This window comes from Mariniflexile jejuense (assembly GCF_042675665.1).
In the GTDB taxonomy this organism is placed as follows: domain Bacteria; phylum Bacteroidota; class Bacteroidia; order Flavobacteriales; family Flavobacteriaceae; genus Mariniflexile; species Mariniflexile jejuense.
In genome coordinates this window covers 2,249,032-2,264,158 of sequence record NZ_JBHTJI010000001.1, presented here as the reverse complement: position 1 = coordinate 2,264,158, position 15,127 = coordinate 2,249,032, and the positions used below count along the sequence as shown (strand labels likewise).

Annotated in this window: 17 protein-coding genes; 5 read left to right on the top strand and 12 right to left on the bottom strand. The window is 32.6% G+C overall.

What is annotated here, in order from left to right:
* Positions 1-3 precede the first annotated feature (3 nt).
* From ACFQ1R_RS09690 to ACFQ1R_RS09670, 5 genes are all read left to right on the top strand, one after another.
* Positions 4-1,833: a GNAT family N-acyltransferase gene (locus ACFQ1R_RS09690; protein WP_379925970.1), complete on the top strand. Its 1,830-nt coding sequence runs from the start codon at positions 4-6 to the stop codon at positions 1,831-1,833.
* A 469-nt stretch (positions 1,834-2,302) separates the two neighbouring features.
* Positions 2,303-2,845, top strand: a complete 543-nt coding sequence (locus tag ACFQ1R_RS09685) for a hypothetical protein (RefSeq protein WP_379925969.1) — start codon at positions 2,303-2,305, stop codon at positions 2,843-2,845.
* A 34-nt stretch (positions 2,846-2,879) separates the two neighbouring features.
* The gene (locus ACFQ1R_RS09680; RefSeq protein ID WP_379925968.1) at positions 2,880-3,296 is read left to right on the top strand and encodes a hypothetical protein; all 417 of its coding nucleotides are present in this window, start codon (positions 2,880-2,882) and stop codon (positions 3,294-3,296) included.
* A 36-nt stretch (positions 3,297-3,332) separates the two neighbouring features.
* Positions 3,333-3,833: a hypothetical protein gene (locus ACFQ1R_RS09675; protein ID WP_379925967.1), complete on the top strand. Its 501-nt coding sequence runs from the start codon at positions 3,333-3,335 to the stop codon at positions 3,831-3,833.
* A 147-nt stretch (positions 3,834-3,980) separates the two neighbouring features.
* Positions 3,981-4,430 (top strand): T9SS type A sorting domain-containing protein, encoded by a 450-nt coding sequence (locus tag ACFQ1R_RS09670; protein ID WP_379925966.1) that lies wholly within the window; start codon positions 3,981-3,983, stop codon positions 4,428-4,430.
* 39 nt (positions 4,431-4,469) lie between these two features.
* Here ACFQ1R_RS09670 and ACFQ1R_RS09665 read toward each other — a convergent pair whose 3' ends face one another.
* From ACFQ1R_RS09665 to ACFQ1R_RS09610, 12 genes are all read right to left on the bottom strand, one after another.
* A complete protein-coding gene (locus ACFQ1R_RS09665) occupies positions 4,470-4,745 on the bottom strand; it encodes a hypothetical protein (protein ID WP_379925965.1) in 276 nt (91 codons plus the stop codon).
* A gap of 188 nt (positions 4,746-4,933) precedes the next feature.
* The gene (locus tag ACFQ1R_RS09660) at positions 4,934-5,683 is read right to left on the bottom strand and encodes a sulfite exporter TauE/SafE family protein (protein ID WP_379925964.1); all 750 of its coding nucleotides are present in this window, start codon (positions 5,681-5,683) and stop codon (positions 4,934-4,936) included.
* A 49-nt stretch (positions 5,684-5,732) separates the two neighbouring features.
* Positions 5,733-6,119 carry a VOC family protein gene (locus ACFQ1R_RS09655; protein ID WP_379925963.1) on the bottom strand — a complete coding sequence of 129 codons (387 nt, stop codon included), beginning with the start codon at positions 6,117-6,119 and terminating at the stop codon, positions 5,733-5,735.
* A gap of 129 nt (positions 6,120-6,248) precedes the next feature.
* Positions 6,249-6,704: a DUF1801 domain-containing protein gene (locus ACFQ1R_RS09650; RefSeq protein WP_379925962.1), complete on the bottom strand. Its 456-nt coding sequence runs from the start codon at positions 6,702-6,704 to the stop codon at positions 6,249-6,251.
* Positions 6,705-6,728: 24 nt separating this feature from the next.
* Entirely contained in the window at positions 6,729-7,664 is a 936-nt protein-coding gene (locus ACFQ1R_RS09645) for a 2-hydroxyacid dehydrogenase (RefSeq protein ID WP_379925961.1), read from the bottom strand.
* A 193-nt stretch (positions 7,665-7,857) separates the two neighbouring features.
* On the bottom strand, positions 7,858-9,231 hold the full coding sequence (gene mgtE, locus ACFQ1R_RS09640; protein WP_379925960.1) for a magnesium transporter: 1,374 nt from the start codon (positions 9,229-9,231) through the stop codon (positions 7,858-7,860).
* Between the two features lie 10 nt (positions 9,232-9,241).
* Positions 9,242-10,027 carry a 16S rRNA (adenine(1518)-N(6)/adenine(1519)-N(6))-dimethyltransferase RsmA gene (rsmA, locus tag ACFQ1R_RS09635; protein ID WP_379926328.1) on the bottom strand — a complete coding sequence of 262 codons (786 nt, stop codon included), beginning with the start codon at positions 10,025-10,027 and terminating at the stop codon, positions 9,242-9,244.
* Between the two features lie 98 nt (positions 10,028-10,125).
* Positions 10,126-10,452 (bottom strand): DUF4286 family protein, encoded by a 327-nt coding sequence (locus ACFQ1R_RS09630; RefSeq protein WP_379925959.1) that lies wholly within the window; start codon positions 10,450-10,452, stop codon positions 10,126-10,128.
* 40 nt (positions 10,453-10,492) lie between these two features.
* The gene (locus ACFQ1R_RS09625) at positions 10,493-12,268 is read right to left on the bottom strand and encodes a tetratricopeptide repeat protein (protein ID WP_379925958.1); all 1,776 of its coding nucleotides are present in this window, start codon (positions 12,266-12,268) and stop codon (positions 10,493-10,495) included.
* 203 nt (positions 12,269-12,471) lie between these two features.
* Positions 12,472-12,594 carry a hypothetical protein gene (locus tag ACFQ1R_RS09620; RefSeq protein WP_379925957.1) on the bottom strand — a complete coding sequence of 41 codons (123 nt, stop codon included), beginning with the start codon at positions 12,592-12,594 and terminating at the stop codon, positions 12,472-12,474.
* Between the two features lie 249 nt (positions 12,595-12,843).
* Complete coding sequence (gene serS / locus ACFQ1R_RS09615; protein WP_379925956.1) at positions 12,844-14,115, bottom strand: serine--tRNA ligase; 1,272 nt, start codon at positions 14,113-14,115, stop codon at positions 12,844-12,846.
* A gap of 77 nt (positions 14,116-14,192) precedes the next feature.
* Positions 14,193-15,125: a bifunctional riboflavin kinase/FAD synthetase gene (locus ACFQ1R_RS09610; protein WP_379925955.1), complete on the bottom strand. Its 933-nt coding sequence runs from the start codon at positions 15,123-15,125 to the stop codon at positions 14,193-14,195.
* Positions 15,126-15,127: the final 2 nt, after the last annotated feature.

The window sequence follows — 15,127 nt, the reverse complement described above, 5'->3', positions numbered from 1 at the left end:
GTCATGACCAAACAACAAGATTCAGGATTAGTCTCAGCTAAAGAAGTAGCTAAAGTAATAAACGTAGATAACTATGGGTTTGTAGGAACGTTTATAGGTTGGTTACTTATGAAAGTGTTAAAAATATCTACCTTAAATAAATTTTACAAACGCCATAAACACCTAGAAGGTGTCGAATTTTTAGATAAAATTTTAGATGAATTTCAAATTAAATTCGAGATTCCAGAGGAAGATTTAAAACGGCTGCCCAAAGATGGTGCTTATATTACCGTGTCAAACCATCCGCTAGGAGGTATTGATGGTATATTGCTTTTAAAATTAATGTTGGAGCAACGAAACGATTTTAAAATAATTGCCAACTTTTTATTGCACCGTATCGAGCCTATGGCACCTTACATCATGCCTGTAAATCCGTTTGAAGATCGAAAAGATGTTAAATCTAGCCTTGTTGGATTTAAAAATTCAATTCTTCATTTACGAGAAGGTCGCCCATTAGGTATTTTTCCAGCGGGTGAAGTTTCTACTTATAGAGATGGCAAATTAGTGGTTGATAAACCATGGGAAGCTTCTGCCATGAAATTGGTTAAAAAAGCAGAAGTTCCTGTAGTTCCTATATATTTTCATGCTAAAAACAGTAGACTATTTTACAAACTTTCAAAAATTAGCGACACGTTTAGAACCGCTAAATTACCTTCGGAAGTATTAACCCAAAAACGACGCACAATTAAAGTTCGTATAGGAAAACCAATTTCTGTAGAAGACCAAAAAGAACATACATCTCTTGAGGATTTTTCAGAATTTTTAAGACGAAAAACCTATATGCTTTCTAATGCTTTTGAAGATAAACCGAAAATATTAGACAATATACAATCTACTTTAAAAACCCCAAAAACCCCAAAACGTATTGTTACACCAGTAGCAACAGAATTAATGATGCAAGAAGTTGAAGCTTTGCGCAGTGATGATTCTAGGTTATTACAAAGTAAAAACTACGAAGTTTTTTTAGCGCAGGCAAATAAAATACCTAATATACTTCGTGAAATTGGTCGCTTACGCGAAATCACATTTAGAGAAGTAGGTGAAGGCACCAATGAAGCGATTGATTTAGATGCGTTTGATAATTACTACCACCATATGTTTTTATGGGATAATGAAAGTAATGTGCTTGCAGGAGCTTACAGAATGGGTTTGGGTTCAGAAATTTTTAAAAATTATGGTATAGATGGTTTTTATTTGCAAGACCTTTTTAGATTTGAACCCGAACTACATAAAATGATGAGCCAATCTATAGAAATGGGACGTGCATTCATCATAAAAGAATACCAACAAAAACCAATGCCCTTATTTTTACTTTGGAAAGGCATTGTACACACAACGCTTCGTTACCCCGAACATAAGTTTTTAATAGGTGGTGTAAGTATCAGTAATCAGTTTTCAAACTTCTCAAAATCACTAATGATTGAGTTTATGAAATCGCATTATTATGACCCATATATAGCACAATATGTACATCCTAAAAAAGAATTTAAGGTAAAATTAAAGGATGCCGATAAAGACTTTGTATTTGATGAAACCGAAGCAGATTTAAATAAATTTGATAAGGTAATTGATGAAATTGAACCAGGAGCGTTGCGTTTACCAGTGCTATTAAAAAAGTACATAAAGCAAAACGCCAAATTAGTAGCGTTTAACGTAGACCCATTATTTAATAATGCCGTAGATGGTTTAATGTATATTAAAATTGCCGACTTACCCGAAAGCACCGTTCGCCCTGTTATGGAAGAATTTCAAGCAGAGTTAGAGCGTAAACTTATGGAAAGTAATGATGATTAACGTTATTGCGACAGCAAGATGACCTAAGCAATCTTTCTAATTGAATTTCAGCAATCTACACAAAACTATTATAGTGAAATTCTTTTCTTACGGTAAACCCGTAACGCTTTTTTGTGTTTTTAACAAATAAACCATTTTTTACAAAAAAAGTTGCATTTTCTTGTTTTTTTTTTTTTTTACATTTGTAATGCCAATACTATTTTTTGTTTAGTCTATACAAATAATAGTAAAAGCCAAAAAGTACTTTTAACTAGCGCTAGTTTTTTTGTTTAAAGTATTTTAAACAAACAGGGTTTAGGCAACCTCGTTTTTTTAATAGACTAACCACAACCATATAGACCACAATTTATAGACTACATAGGTAAAAACATATAGGTTATAAGCAAACAAAAAAATAATTTAGTAAACAAACTATAAGTTTATTAACTTAAAACAATTTGCAAAAATTAACCTATTTATTATTAACAACATGAAAACATTAACATTATTTTTCTTTTTAGTATTTGCTATTGCTACAACACTAAATGCCCAAATTACCCAAGGAAATTGGATGGTAGGAGGAAGTGGAAATTTTTATAATTCTGAAATTAAAGGAGAAAATGGAGAATCCTTAGGATCTTCACATGGAATAGGGCTTTACCCTAATATAGGTTATTTTTTTACCAACCAATTTGCAGGAGGTTTAAATGCTAATTTTAACTACGGGAAACCTAGCGGTGGCCCTTCAAACATAGGTTTTGGGATGGGACCTTTTATTAGATACTACTTCTTAAATCCTGAAAAAAGAATAAATGTTTTTGCAGATGCTAATTACAATTATTATTATTCAAAAACCAAAAATTTTTCAGTTAGCAATGGTAGGAATTATAGATTTAAAGCAGGACCTGTTATTTATTTTAATAGTAGTGTAGGATTAGAACTTACTTTAGACTATAGTTCTACAGAATTTGATACTCACACTTCAAATGATTTTAGATTTGCTTTAGGTTTACAAATACATTTAGAAAAATAATTTTAAAGGTTTTATAAAAACTAATATTTATAAAATGAAACTAAAATTTATTCTAGTATTTACACTCATTTTAATATGTAAATCTTATGCTCAAATTACAACCACTATAACAAATGTATTGGTTAATAATCAATCTACTATTTCTAATTGCAGTTTGATAGATTTCGGTTCGAATGCAAATAATAGTATTACTATTAATTTTAAATTGACAAAACCATCAAATCAAGTTGTTGGTAATTGTGATTTGGATATTCTATTAAAATATGCTATTGGTTCTATTGGAACATCAAAAGCAAGTAATATTGTTCAATCTGGTAGTTGGACAAATAACAATACAGAATTTAATGGGCAGATTACAGCAAATATATCAGCAGGCGATATTCAAGTTACTGGAAGTAGTATATATATTGAGTGTAAAACTGATACAAGTGCAAAAACTCAAAGTTGCTAATATCCATTAATCAAAACACCACTTCCATCATTTTCTTTGTCTCCATCAACATTAAGTTTAGCATGCGATAATTTGAGCCCTAAAACATTTACGGTAGCAGCTGCAAATATACCTAGTGGTGCAACTGTAACTTATAATTGGAGCTATGTTGGTTGGGCATTGGTTAGCCAAACGGCTAATAGCATAACGTTAACACCTAACTCTGCAGGCAATTTGCCGTCTTCGGTTTTAGTTACACCCTATATTAATGGAGTAGCACAATCTTTAAAAACATGTACCGTTTCACGTTCTAGTATTGCCAAAACCATCACAGCCATTTCTGGTGCTTCAACAATTTGTAATGGCAGCAGTATATTTAATTTTGGATCAGAAAATGTATTACCTGGGCAAATAGTAACTTGGAGTTTATCTAATAATAATGTTGGTACTTTAAGTGGTATTACCAATACGGGAGTTACTTTTAATTTAATAGGTAGCGGAGACGTTACTTTAACTGCAAATATATCAAATGGTTGTGGTCAATCGTACAGTGTATAAAAAAATATTTTTGGTGGTTCGCCACCAAATTTTAACGTAGCTAGAGGGTCTTTTGAAAATGAGTTTTGTGATACAAAGTATCATTATGTACCTTATACAATAAGTAATAAAAGTAGTTTTTTAAATTACAGTGTAGTAGTTGCAGGTATGCCTTTAAACACTTTTGCTGGCTTTACAAATGATGGGTTTATATTAAAATTTTCAAAAAACTTTAGTGGCAATGTAGCTTTTACTGTTTCGGTTAGTAATGGATGCGGAGTAAATTCTGTTTTTACCGATGATTTTGTTGGTAATTGTAATTCGCTAAACACTTCAATAGCCTTAAAAAGTAGTCAATCATCTACAGTTTTTAAAGTACATCCAAATCCTACAAACAATATTGTTTATATAAACTTAGTAGATGCTAATAACATACCTTATACAGGTACACAAATTAAAGCTTCACTGCATGATATGTTTGGAGTAGAAAAAGAAAACATAAAATTTAAAAATAATTTTGAAACAACTATTAATGTAAGTGAATTTAAATCTGGTTTGTATGTGTTAACAATTTGGTTTAATAACACAATTGAAACGCATTTAATTTCTGTAAAATAATTATAACAAAGCCCTAAACTGTGTTTAGGGCTTTGTCTTTTATAAAGATTTAAACCAATCTTGAAAATACTCACCTACAATTGGTACTAATTTTTTTTGTCCTTCTAAAGCACCTATTAAACTTATTACCCAAAGGGCAATTAAGCCTAAATTTAATACCCAACCCACAAGAGGTATAAAATATAAAAGGAACGATATAATCATTAAACCCAACATTTGCCTAATGTAAAATGAAGCTAATTCGTTTTTATTACCGTTGTTCATTACCAAGGCTATAATCCAGCCAATTAACGTAATGTGCGCAATAATTGCCACGTTTTTACCATCACTTAGACTTGTTTGGCTTCTTCTGTAAACTCGGTTGCAGCTTCTTTAGCATCTTCAGCAAATTCTTTTGCTTTGTGTTTTAAATCGTCTCCTAAATTTTTTTCTTCTTGCATGATTAACTGTTTTATAGTTAGTACCTTAAAAGTAATAAAAAAACATATGTAAAACTTTTTATGTTACCTAAACAACATAACAATTCCACCTAAAGCAGTTACAATAAACACAAAACGTCTGTAATTTATATTCGATATTAGTTTTACAATATAAGCACCTAAGAAAAAGCCTAAAATAGTAGTGGGTATTAAAACCGTGTTTAAGGTTAACGTTTCCATGCTTACTGTATTCCATACAAAAATATGAAAGGGTAGCTTAAACACATTTACAATAAAAAATAACCAAGCCGCAGTACCTATAAATTCGTTTTTTGGTAAACGCATCGCCAGAAAATAAACATCGGAAATAGGTCCAGCCAAATTACCAACCATGGTTGTAAAACCTGCCATAAACCCCGCCGAATTAGAAAACCATTTATTAGTAGGTACAGCACTATTTTTTCGGTTTTCCATAAAAAACATAATGAAAACAGATGCTATAATGATAACTGCCATAATGCGTTTAAAAACCACTTCGGAAATATGATTACCAACCCAAACACCTACCAAAACCCCAATAATCATAGTAGGCAACAGTTTTATAATATAATGCCACTGCGCATGTTTGTTATAATAAACAACTGCAAAAATATCGGCAAAAATAAGCATGGGTAATAAAATGCCCGTTGAAGCTTTTTCGCCAAAAACATAAGCCAAAATAATGACAATAATAATACTTATGCCTTTTATGCCCGATTTTGATAATCCTAAAATAAACCCTGCAAAGCCAATAGAAATCCATTGTAGTGTTGTTAGGTTGAAAGTTTCAAGCATGTGGTTGGTGGTTTTTGGTTGATGGTTTTTGGGGTGTTATTTCAAATTTTTACAAAAAAGCACTGTCTTTAGGTTCCCAAAGTTCTATTTTATTACCGTCATTATCTAAAATCCAACCAAATTTTCCATAGTCAAATTCTTCCATGTTGCCAACAATGGTTACGCCTTCTTCTTTTAAAACCTTAAGGAGTTCTTCTAAATTTTCAACCCGATAATTAAACATGAACTCTTTTTTTGAAGGCTCGAAATATTTAGTGTTTTCTGCAAACGGACTCCATTGGGTTGAGCAATCGTTTCCTTCTTTATCTTTCCACCAAAATGTGCATCCATAATCATCGGTATTAAATCCTAAATGTTTTTTGTACCAATCTTTTGATGCTTTTGGGTCGTTGGTTTTAAAAAACAAACCACCAATGCCTGTAACTCTTTTTTTCATCTGTATTGTAGTTGCAATTTATATTATACATGTTGATCTAAAACTATAAAACTGTTTTGACACTTTAATGTCTTTAACACTAAGGCTAATAGAAAAGGCACCTAATTTCATAATAGTTAATTTTATAGTTTATTTTTTAAAGGCTTGTTCGTAAACGGAAATCCATTCAGTTACCGTCATTTTTGAGGCTAGTTCACCAATAAGTTCAAATGGAATATCGTCAATGTATTTAAAACGGATACAACTTTTACCCATATCTAGCTTGCGCTTGCTATGTTTTGGATATTCTGTTACAAACCAATCATACAATTCTTTTTTAGCGTACACGCCCATGTGATAAACGTTTATAGAGTTTTTTTGCGATGCAAAACTCATAAATGGTAGTGGCTCGTTAGGGCTACAATGATACCCGTTTGGATACAAGCTATGCGGAACAAAATACCCAATCATGCCATATTGTATGCCTTCTTGAAAACCTTTTGGTAAATTTTTAGTGATTTCTGAACGTAATTTTTTAAGTATAGGTTGGCGTTCTTCAGGTACTTGGTTTATGTAATCTTCGGGCGAATTGGCTTGGTATAGCATGGTGTTAGCTTTAGAACTCTAAAGTTAACAAAATTTTGCTTTAATTTTATCTACAATAGTTTGTGCCAATTTTTCCTTGCTTTCAACGGTCCAACCAGCTATGTGTGGGGTTAACAATACGTTTTCTGAAGTTATTAAATATTGAAAAGGTTCTGGCATAATTGAAGTGAACATATCCTCAAACGATGCTTTTTCGTATTCTAAAACATCTAATCCCGCACCAAGGATTTTGCCAGATTTTAATGCTGAAACCAAATCTTTCGTAACTACACTTTTACCTCGTGCTGTATTGATAAACCAAAACGGTTTTTTAAAACCATTGATAAATTCTGAGTTTACCATGCTTAAAGTTAGTGGTGTTTGTGGCGTGTGTAAACTTACAACTTCCACCTTTTCTTGAAATTCATTTAACGCTACTTGTTTTGCGTTGGCATCGCCTACGCCATCTTTAATATCGTAACACAATACCTCAACATCAAAACCTCTTAATTTTTTAGCAAAGGCTTTTCCCATATTACCGTAACCTATAATGCCAACAGTTCGTCCATCTAGTTCAATACCTCGGTTGGCTTCGCGCTGCCATTTGCCATTTTTAACTTCTTGGTCGGCTTTATTTAATTTGTTGAATAGTGATAGTAGCATGCCCAAAGCATGTTCGCCAACAGCATTGCGGTTGCCCTCGGGTGCTGCAATAAGTTCGATGCCTTTTGAAATGGCATAATCGCAATCTATATTTTCCAAACCTGCACCAACTCTTCCTATAAATTTTAGGTTGGTGGCGGCATCTAAAAATTGCTTATCTATGGAAAAACGACTTCTTAAAATAATACCATCGTATTCTGAAATTTTAGCTTCTATATCTTGTTTTGAAGAGGTATAATCTTCATGATTGGTGAAACCTAAATTGTTTAGTTGGTTGATTAGAAGTTCGTGGTTGGTATCTAGGTGAAGGATTTTCATGGTTTTTACCTTAAAAACAAAAGTTTGGTTGTTTAATAAATCAAAAGTAATTATTATGGGATGCTGAAACAAGTTCGGCATGACGTTTTTTAGCTGATATTCGCGTTAGGGATTGTAGTGAAAAGCCCACAGCGAGGTACGAGCGAGGACTTGCAACGTAAAGCCCGACCCGATAGGGTAACGCCCAAAGTATTTAAAAACCGAGTATTAGTTTGGCTATTAAAAAGTACATTAAAATACCAAATACATCGTTGCTGGTGGTTATGAATGGTCCTGTGGCTACGGCGGCATCAATACCCCGTTTATCTAAAAATATGGGGATGAATGTGCCTATTAGTGCTGCCATTATGATAACGGAAATAAGCGCGATACAAATAGTTAACGACTCTAAATAGGTGGTTTTGAAGGCGAAATGACTTATGAGTAGCACGATACACGCAATGGCAAGACCGTTTACCAAGCCTAATAGGAATTCTTTTAACAGGCGGTTTAGTATACTGCCATCTAAAGTGTCGTTTGCTAAACCTTGCACCACGATAGCCGATGATTGTACGCCTACGTTTCCTGCTGTTGCTTGTATAAGTGGGATAAACATTAATAGTGCTGGGTATTTTAACATAGCATCGCTAAACCCATTAATAATGCTTGCAGCTCCTAAACCGCCAAACATACCTATTAGTAGCCATGGTAAGCGTGCTTTTGTTAATTCCCAAATGTTATCATCGGCCTCAACATCGGCGGTAATACCTGCAGCTAATTGATAATCTTTTTCGGCTTCTTCTTTCATCACGTCAACGATATCGTCAATGGTGATTCTTCCTAAAAGCTTTTGTGTGTCATCAACAACTGGGATGGCTTCCAAATCGTATTTCTGCATTACTTTGGCAACATCTTCAGCGTCATCATGTACATTAACATAATCTACACTTGCGTTTGATATTTCGGCTATTTTTTGGTCACTTTTTGCAACAATTAAATCTTTTAATGATAGGCGACCAACCAATTTATCTTGTTTATCAACTACATAAATGGAATGTACACGGGTTACTTCTTTTGCTTGTCCACGTATGCGACGTAAACAACCTGCAACGGTCCAAGTTTCATAAACTTTAACAAGCTCTTTTGCCATAAGTCCACCCGCAGTATCTTCATCATAAGCTAGTAATTCTTCAATTTCTGCTTTATGTTCTTTATCTTCAATGTGCGAGATTACTTCGCGTTTACGATCTTCTGGAAGTTCTGAAATGATATCGGCAGCATCATCGGTATCAAGTTCACCAATTTCATCGGCAATTTCTTTAGAAGATAGGTTTCTTAATACTTTTTCTCGATTGTCTTCATCGAGTTCCATTAAGATGTCGGCAGTGGTTTCCGAATCTAGTAGTTTGATGATGTAGATGGCTTCATCTAAATCTAATTCATCTAAAATTTCGGCAATATCGGCGTAGTGAAAGTCTTTTAAAAGTTTTTGAAGCGCTTTATCATTGTTTGCTTCAATAAGACGTTCTACCTGATTGATTAAATCATCGGTTAATTCAAATTGTATGTTTTCTATTTCTTCAGACAAAATGCGATGTTTACATGTCTTTTTCAATTAATTGTGTTAGCTCAATAAATTGCTGTACATTTAATTGTTCTGGACGTTTGTCAAATATACCATTTGCTTTTAAATTATCGCTTAAATTGAGTGTTTTTAAACTGTTACGAATGGTTTTTCTGCGTTGTTGAAAGGCTGTTTTTACTACTTTGAAGAAAAGAGCATCATCACATGGTAATGTGTAGTCTGTTTTTCTAGTTAAACGCAACACACCAGAATCTACTTTTGGTGGCGGATTGAATACTGATGGCGGTACTGTAAACAGATATTCAGCATCATAATACGCTTGTGTTAAAACAGATAAAATGCCATACACTTTACTGCCTTCTTTAGAGCAAATACGTTCGGCTACTTCTTTTTGAAACATGCCTGAAAACTCTGGAATTTGGTCGCGCATGTCCAAAGTTTTAAATACAATTTGTGTTGAAATATTATACGGAAAATTACCAATAATAGCAAAGGGTTCGCCTTTAAATACTTGGTTTAAATCGTATTTTAAAAAGTCTTTTTCAATTATTCTTGGAGCAAGATTTAGGTAGTTGGCTTGTAAGTATGCTACCGATTCGGTATCTATTTCAATAACGTGTGTTGTTACATCTTTTTGCAGCAAATATTTTGTAAGCACACCCATACCTGGACCAATTTCTAAAACCGTTTTGTAATTTTTTAAGGTAAGTGTATCGGCAATTTTTTGCGCAATAGTTTCGTCATTTAAAAAATGTTGTCCTAAATGCTTTTTTGCTTTTACTTGATGTTGGTTTGGAATATTTGCCACTAATTCACGAATGTTTAAGGATTGAAGACTTTTACACTGCTAAGTTAACGATTGATAATTGAGAATTTACTATTGCTAAGCGTTAATTGTCAATTGAAGGTAACCGAATACTCATCAATAATTTCAAGTTCGGTTCTAAAGGCTAATACTTTATCGGCAAACTTTTTAAGAATTTCTGTTCTTAATTTTGGTGCATCTTCTTTGTAATAGGCTTCTAAGGCTTCGCGAGATGGTGTTTTGTATTGCACAGAATAGGTTACACCACCCATATCTTCTTCAACTAAAACCCTTACTAATGTAGCTTTTTCAAACTTTCCGGTTGCTAAAACTTGCGGAATGTGTTCTTCTTTCATCCATTTTAGCCATTGGTTGTGAATGCTTTCATCTATATTTGATGTTACGTTGTATATTATCATTTGGTTGTTAGTTATTGGTCTTTAATCTAATAGCTTAAGTTTAATTAATAGCATCACCACGTAAAGCGCGATATCGTTTTCTAGCTTCAACAAAGTAAATACTATCGGCATGATTGAAAATAATTTTTTCATATAAAGGTTTTGCTTTTTCTGGACTGTTTAATTTGGTTTCGTAAAGTTCGGCCAACTTAAAATAGGCATCATCAACTAAAATACCATCGCTATAATTTTGAATAATGGTTTCATAGTTTGCTTGGGCTTTATCAAATTGTGCTTTTTCTTCAAATAATTCTGCTTGTTTAAATAAAGCTTGCGGAATAATGGGTTCGGTTTTATGCTCTAGTAGTATGGTGTTTAAAAGCAAAATAGCATCATCATTTCTGTTTTGAAAAGCTAATAAATCGGCTTTAGCATACCGTTTTAAGGCTATTTGAAGTGAATCGTCGTATTTATTATCTGTAATAAGTAGCTTTAAATCTAGAGCATCATTGGCAATAAGTTGCGATGTTGATGCTTTTAATACTTTAAGTTGCGATTCTGCCCATTTAAAATCGCCTTTATAATAACTTGCTTTAGCTACTTTAAAGCGTGCTGTTTGCGAAAGCGTGCTATTTTTTAAATTACGCTGAATTTGTGTGTAGTAAATTAAAGCATCATTAAATTTTTCTTGTAGTACTAAAATATCGCCTAATTCTAGTTTTATGTCGGCTTGTTGAATTTCAGTTAGTGGTAATTTTAAAGCTTCTTCTAAAAACTTGGTTGCTTTTTGGGTTTCGTTTTTATTGAAAGCTAAAAAATGAGCATAGGCAATTTGAAGTTTTAATGTTTGGGCAAATGTGCCATATTTTTTAAATAAATCTTGGTAAGCAACATCAATAGTACTGTAATTGGTTGCTGTGCTTTGTTTGGTTTCTAATTGTAATAAGTTGTAATGTGCTTCAAGCAGCAAATCTAAATCTTGTGATGTTGTAGTTATGTAGGTGTAAATTTCTTTGGCAGTTTCAAACTCATTTTTACTAAAAGCAATATCAGCTAATTCTTCAATTTTGTATAGGTTTTCGGGTTGGCGACTAAAAATAGCTTTTTCTTGAGCAAATGCTTTTTTAAAATCGTTTTGCTGAATAAATAGCCAACTTAACAAATCGTTCCAAATAATTTGTGGGTCTAGTTGTGCTTTTTTAAGTAATATTTTTTTAAGTAATAAGTTGTTTTCGGTTTCGCCATTTTCACTTATAAATTCACTAATAGCGCGTTTAATATTACTTAGCGCTATTGGGTTTGATTGTGCAAAATCTATATAGCTTACAAACATTTTTTCTATGTTGCCTTGTTCGCCGTATAATTTTGCCAATTGTAAACTAAAATTATAGTTTGGGTTTTTTGACATAGCTTTTTCATAAGCAATAATGGCTTGGTTTGTAAGTGCGTGAGATTCAAAACTTCTAACAATTGAAAATACGTTGCTTGGATTTAAATCGATGCTTTCAAGCGCCTTTTGGTAATTAAGATTAGCTTTGTCAGTATCATTTTTAAGTTGGTAATTATAACCTAATTCTACCGTAAACGACGGATAATTTACACGTTCCATTATTTTTAGTAGAAACGATTCGGCTTCATTGTATTGCTCAAGTTCTTGATGTGAACTTATTATTTGAAAAATATAATTAATGTTTGAAGGCGATTGAGCATATAACTTTTTATATTCATACAGGGCTTTTTCAAAGTTACCATTTTTATAGTAGTCGTTTGCTGATGCATCATTTTGCGAAAGCATTTGGGCACTAACCAGAAAACATAAAATAAAAAGGATTTTCACGTGATTATATTTATTGGGTTTTGTGGTTGATGTGGTAAAGATAACAAATACGGTTTGTAGCTACTGCTAATATAAATATAAAAAATGCCCGAATAAAAATTCGGGCACTAACCAACCAAAATAAAAGTTCCATTAACTACCGTTAATATAAAAAACGATGTAATACTGATTGGGGACAGTTTTTTTATAAAGAAACGAATCCCTTATTTACTTACAATGGCAGTAGTGTTGTTTTCAGGTTTAGTAATATGAAAATCTGAAAAGAACACTAAACTAGCAACAAAAACAAGTGTAATTAAAATTACGAAGCGTTTAATATTTTTCATGGTTAGTAGGTTTAATAGATTTGGGTGCTCTAACTTCTAAAATATTTCTAAATACGCAAAACAAAACGATTTAAAATCGTTAAAAAACGTATTAAATTTACACTTAATCGATTAAATTAGAGCGTTTGTTGTAAATAAATAAGAAAAAACTTATTATTTTTTGTTTTGTAGTTTAATGTTATTGCATAAAAAAACACTCATTTTACATGCTTAAAAATGAGTGTTTTGAAATTTTAATAATGCATTTATTTAATTTATAATTTTAAAACCTGTATAAGCTTGTAAAACCTCTGGTATTACAATGCCATCTTTTGTTTGGTAGTTTTCTAAAATACCAGCCAAAACACGTGGTAATGCTAACGAACTTCCGTTTAAGGTGTGTGCCAATTCGTTTTTGCCATCGCTATTTTTAAAACGTAATTTTAAACGGTTTGCTTGAAAAGTTTCAAAGTTTGATACTGACGAAATTTCTAACCAACGGTCTTGTGCTGTAGAGAAAACTTCAAAATCGTAGGTTAAGGCTGAGGTAAAGCCTAAATCGCCACCACAAAGCCTTAATATTCTGTAAGGTAATTTTAATTCTTGTAAAATGGTTTTTACATGTTCAACCATACCATCTAAAGCTTCATACGATTTTGTTGGATGTTCAACACGTAAAATTTCTACTTTATCAAATTGGTGTAAACGGTTTAATCCGCGTACATGTGCACCATAACTTCCAGCTTCACGACGGAAACATGGCGTGTAGCCAGTAATACCAATTGGTAATTCGCTTTCATTTAAAACTACATCTCTAAAAATGTTAGTTCCAGGTACTTCGGCAGTTGGTATTAAATATAAATTATCTTCGGTTACGTGGTACATTTGCCCTTCTTTATCGGGTAATTGCCCAGTGCCAAAACCAGATGCTTCGTTTACTAAATGTGGTAGTTGGTATTCGGTGTAACCTGCTGCTGTGTTTTTATCAAGAAAATAAGCAATTAAAGCACGTTGCAATCTGGCACCTTTTCCTTTGTAAACAGGAAAACCTGCACCTGTAATTTTGTTGCCTAATTCAAAATCGATAATGTCGTATTTTTTTGCCAATTCCCAATGTGGTAAAGCACCTTCGTGTAATACTGGTATATCGCCTTCTTTGTAAACCTCTACATTGTCAGTATCTAATTTTCCGTTAGGAACTATCTCGTTTGGGATGTTAGGAATTTTATAAAGTAATTGGTTTAAAGCTTCCGTTTTAGTATTTAAATCGTCGTTTAATGTTTTTGAAGTTTCTTTTAATTGGCTTGTTTTCTCTTTTAAAAGATTTGCTTTTTGGGTTTCGCCAGATTTAAATAAATTCCCTATTTCTTTTGAAAGTGCGTTCGATTCTGCTAGTGTATTATCTAGTTCGGTTTGGATACGACGACGGTCTTCATCTAATGAAATGACGTCATGTATCATTTCAGTAGCATCAATATTTCGTTTTGCTAATCGGGTAATTACCAAATCTTTGTTTTCTCTAATAAAAGGGACTTGTAACATGTTTTGAAAAATTTAAGCGACAAATTTAATGAATTGAGACTATAATTTGCTGTGTTTTGAAAGTAAAATCAAATTTATTAAAAATGCGATTTTATGTAGTTTAATGAGGTTTGTTTATCTGTTTCTAGTTGTGATTTTAAGGCTTCAACCGATTCAAATTTTTGCTCGTCGCGAAGCCTGTGTAATAAATCTATTTGAATGGTTTTGTTGTAAATATTTTTATTGAAATTGAAAAAATGAACTTCAATTGTTTCTTCATCGCCATCAACGGTTGGGTTAAAACCTATATTCATCATGCCGTAAACTAACTGTTTGTTAATTATTGAACTTACAATGTAAGCGCCATGTTTTGGTATTAATTTATAATCTTCAGCAATTTGAATATTGGCAGTAGGGTAATCAATTTGTCTGCCTAAAGCTTTTCCTTTAACCACTTTGCCTGTTAGCATAAATGGGTAACCTAAAAATGCATTGGCTTTGGTAATGTTGCCTTCTTCTAAAGCTTTTCTAATTTTGGTTGAACTTACAGCAACGTCATTAATATCTTGGGCTGAAATTTCTTCAACTTCAAACCCATAAATAGCTCCGAATTTCTTTAAATCGTTAATATCAGCATTTCTGTTTCTTCCAAATCGGTGGTCATAACCAATAATTACTTTTTTGGCGTTTAGCTTGTCTATAAGAATGGTTTTTACAAAATCTTCAGCCGAAAGTCTAGAAAACGCTTTAGTAAATTTTTTAACAAGTAAGTAATCTAAACCAAGAGCGTCTAAAATGGCACCACGTTCGGTTATGGTATTTATTAGTTTAATGCCAGAATCTTTTTGCAACACCATGCGAGGATGTGGAAAAAACGTAAGGATAACCGATTTTAAATGGAATTCTTTACCATTATTAATTAAGCGATTAACAATTTTTTGGTGCCCAACATGAACGCCATCAAATGTACCAATGGTAACAATTGTAGGTTCTGTTAATTTGTAAGTACTTATGTTTTTAATTTTGCTCATAA

What these genes read in the sequence shown, in the direction of transcription:
- ACFQ1R_RS09630 (WP_379925959.1), bottom strand. Translation starts at nt 10,452, where the DNA reads ATGATAATATACAACGTAACATCAAATATAGATGAAAGCATTCACAAC.
- ACFQ1R_RS09660 (WP_379925964.1), bottom strand. Translation starts at nt 5,683, where the DNA reads ATGCTTGAAACTTTCAACCTAACAACACTACAATGGATTTCTATTGGC.
- ACFQ1R_RS09685 (WP_379925969.1), top strand. Translation starts at nt 2,303, where the DNA reads ATGAAAACATTAACATTATTTTTCTTTTTAGTATTTGCTATTGCTACA.
- ACFQ1R_RS09610 (WP_379925955.1), bottom strand. Translation starts at nt 15,125, where the DNA reads ATGAGCAAAATTAAAAACATAAGTACTTACAAATTAACAGAACCTACA.
- ACFQ1R_RS09645 (WP_379925961.1), bottom strand. Translation starts at nt 7,664, where the DNA reads ATGAAAATCCTTCACCTAGATACCAACCACGAACTTCTAATCAACCAA.
- ACFQ1R_RS09680 (WP_379925968.1), top strand. Translation starts at nt 2,880, where the DNA reads ATGAAACTAAAATTTATTCTAGTATTTACACTCATTTTAATATGTAAA.
- ACFQ1R_RS09655 (WP_379925963.1), bottom strand. Translation starts at nt 6,119, where the DNA reads ATGAAAAAAAGAGTTACAGGCATTGGTGGTTTGTTTTTTAAAACCAAC.
- ACFQ1R_RS09690 (WP_379925970.1), top strand. Translation starts at nt 4, where the DNA reads ATGACCAAACAACAAGATTCAGGATTAGTCTCAGCTAAAGAAGTAGCT.
- ACFQ1R_RS09620 (WP_379925957.1), bottom strand. Translation starts at nt 12,594, where the DNA reads ATGAAAAATATTAAACGCTTCGTAATTTTAATTACACTTGTTTTTGTT.
- ACFQ1R_RS09670 (WP_379925966.1), top strand. Translation starts at nt 3,981, where the DNA reads ATGCCTTTAAACACTTTTGCTGGCTTTACAAATGATGGGTTTATATTA.
- ACFQ1R_RS09650 (WP_379925962.1), bottom strand. Translation starts at nt 6,704, where the DNA reads ATGCTATACCAAGCCAATTCGCCCGAAGATTACATAAACCAAGTACCT.
- serS (WP_379925956.1), bottom strand. Translation starts at nt 14,115, where the DNA reads ATGTTACAAGTCCCTTTTATTAGAGAAAACAAAGATTTGGTAATTACC.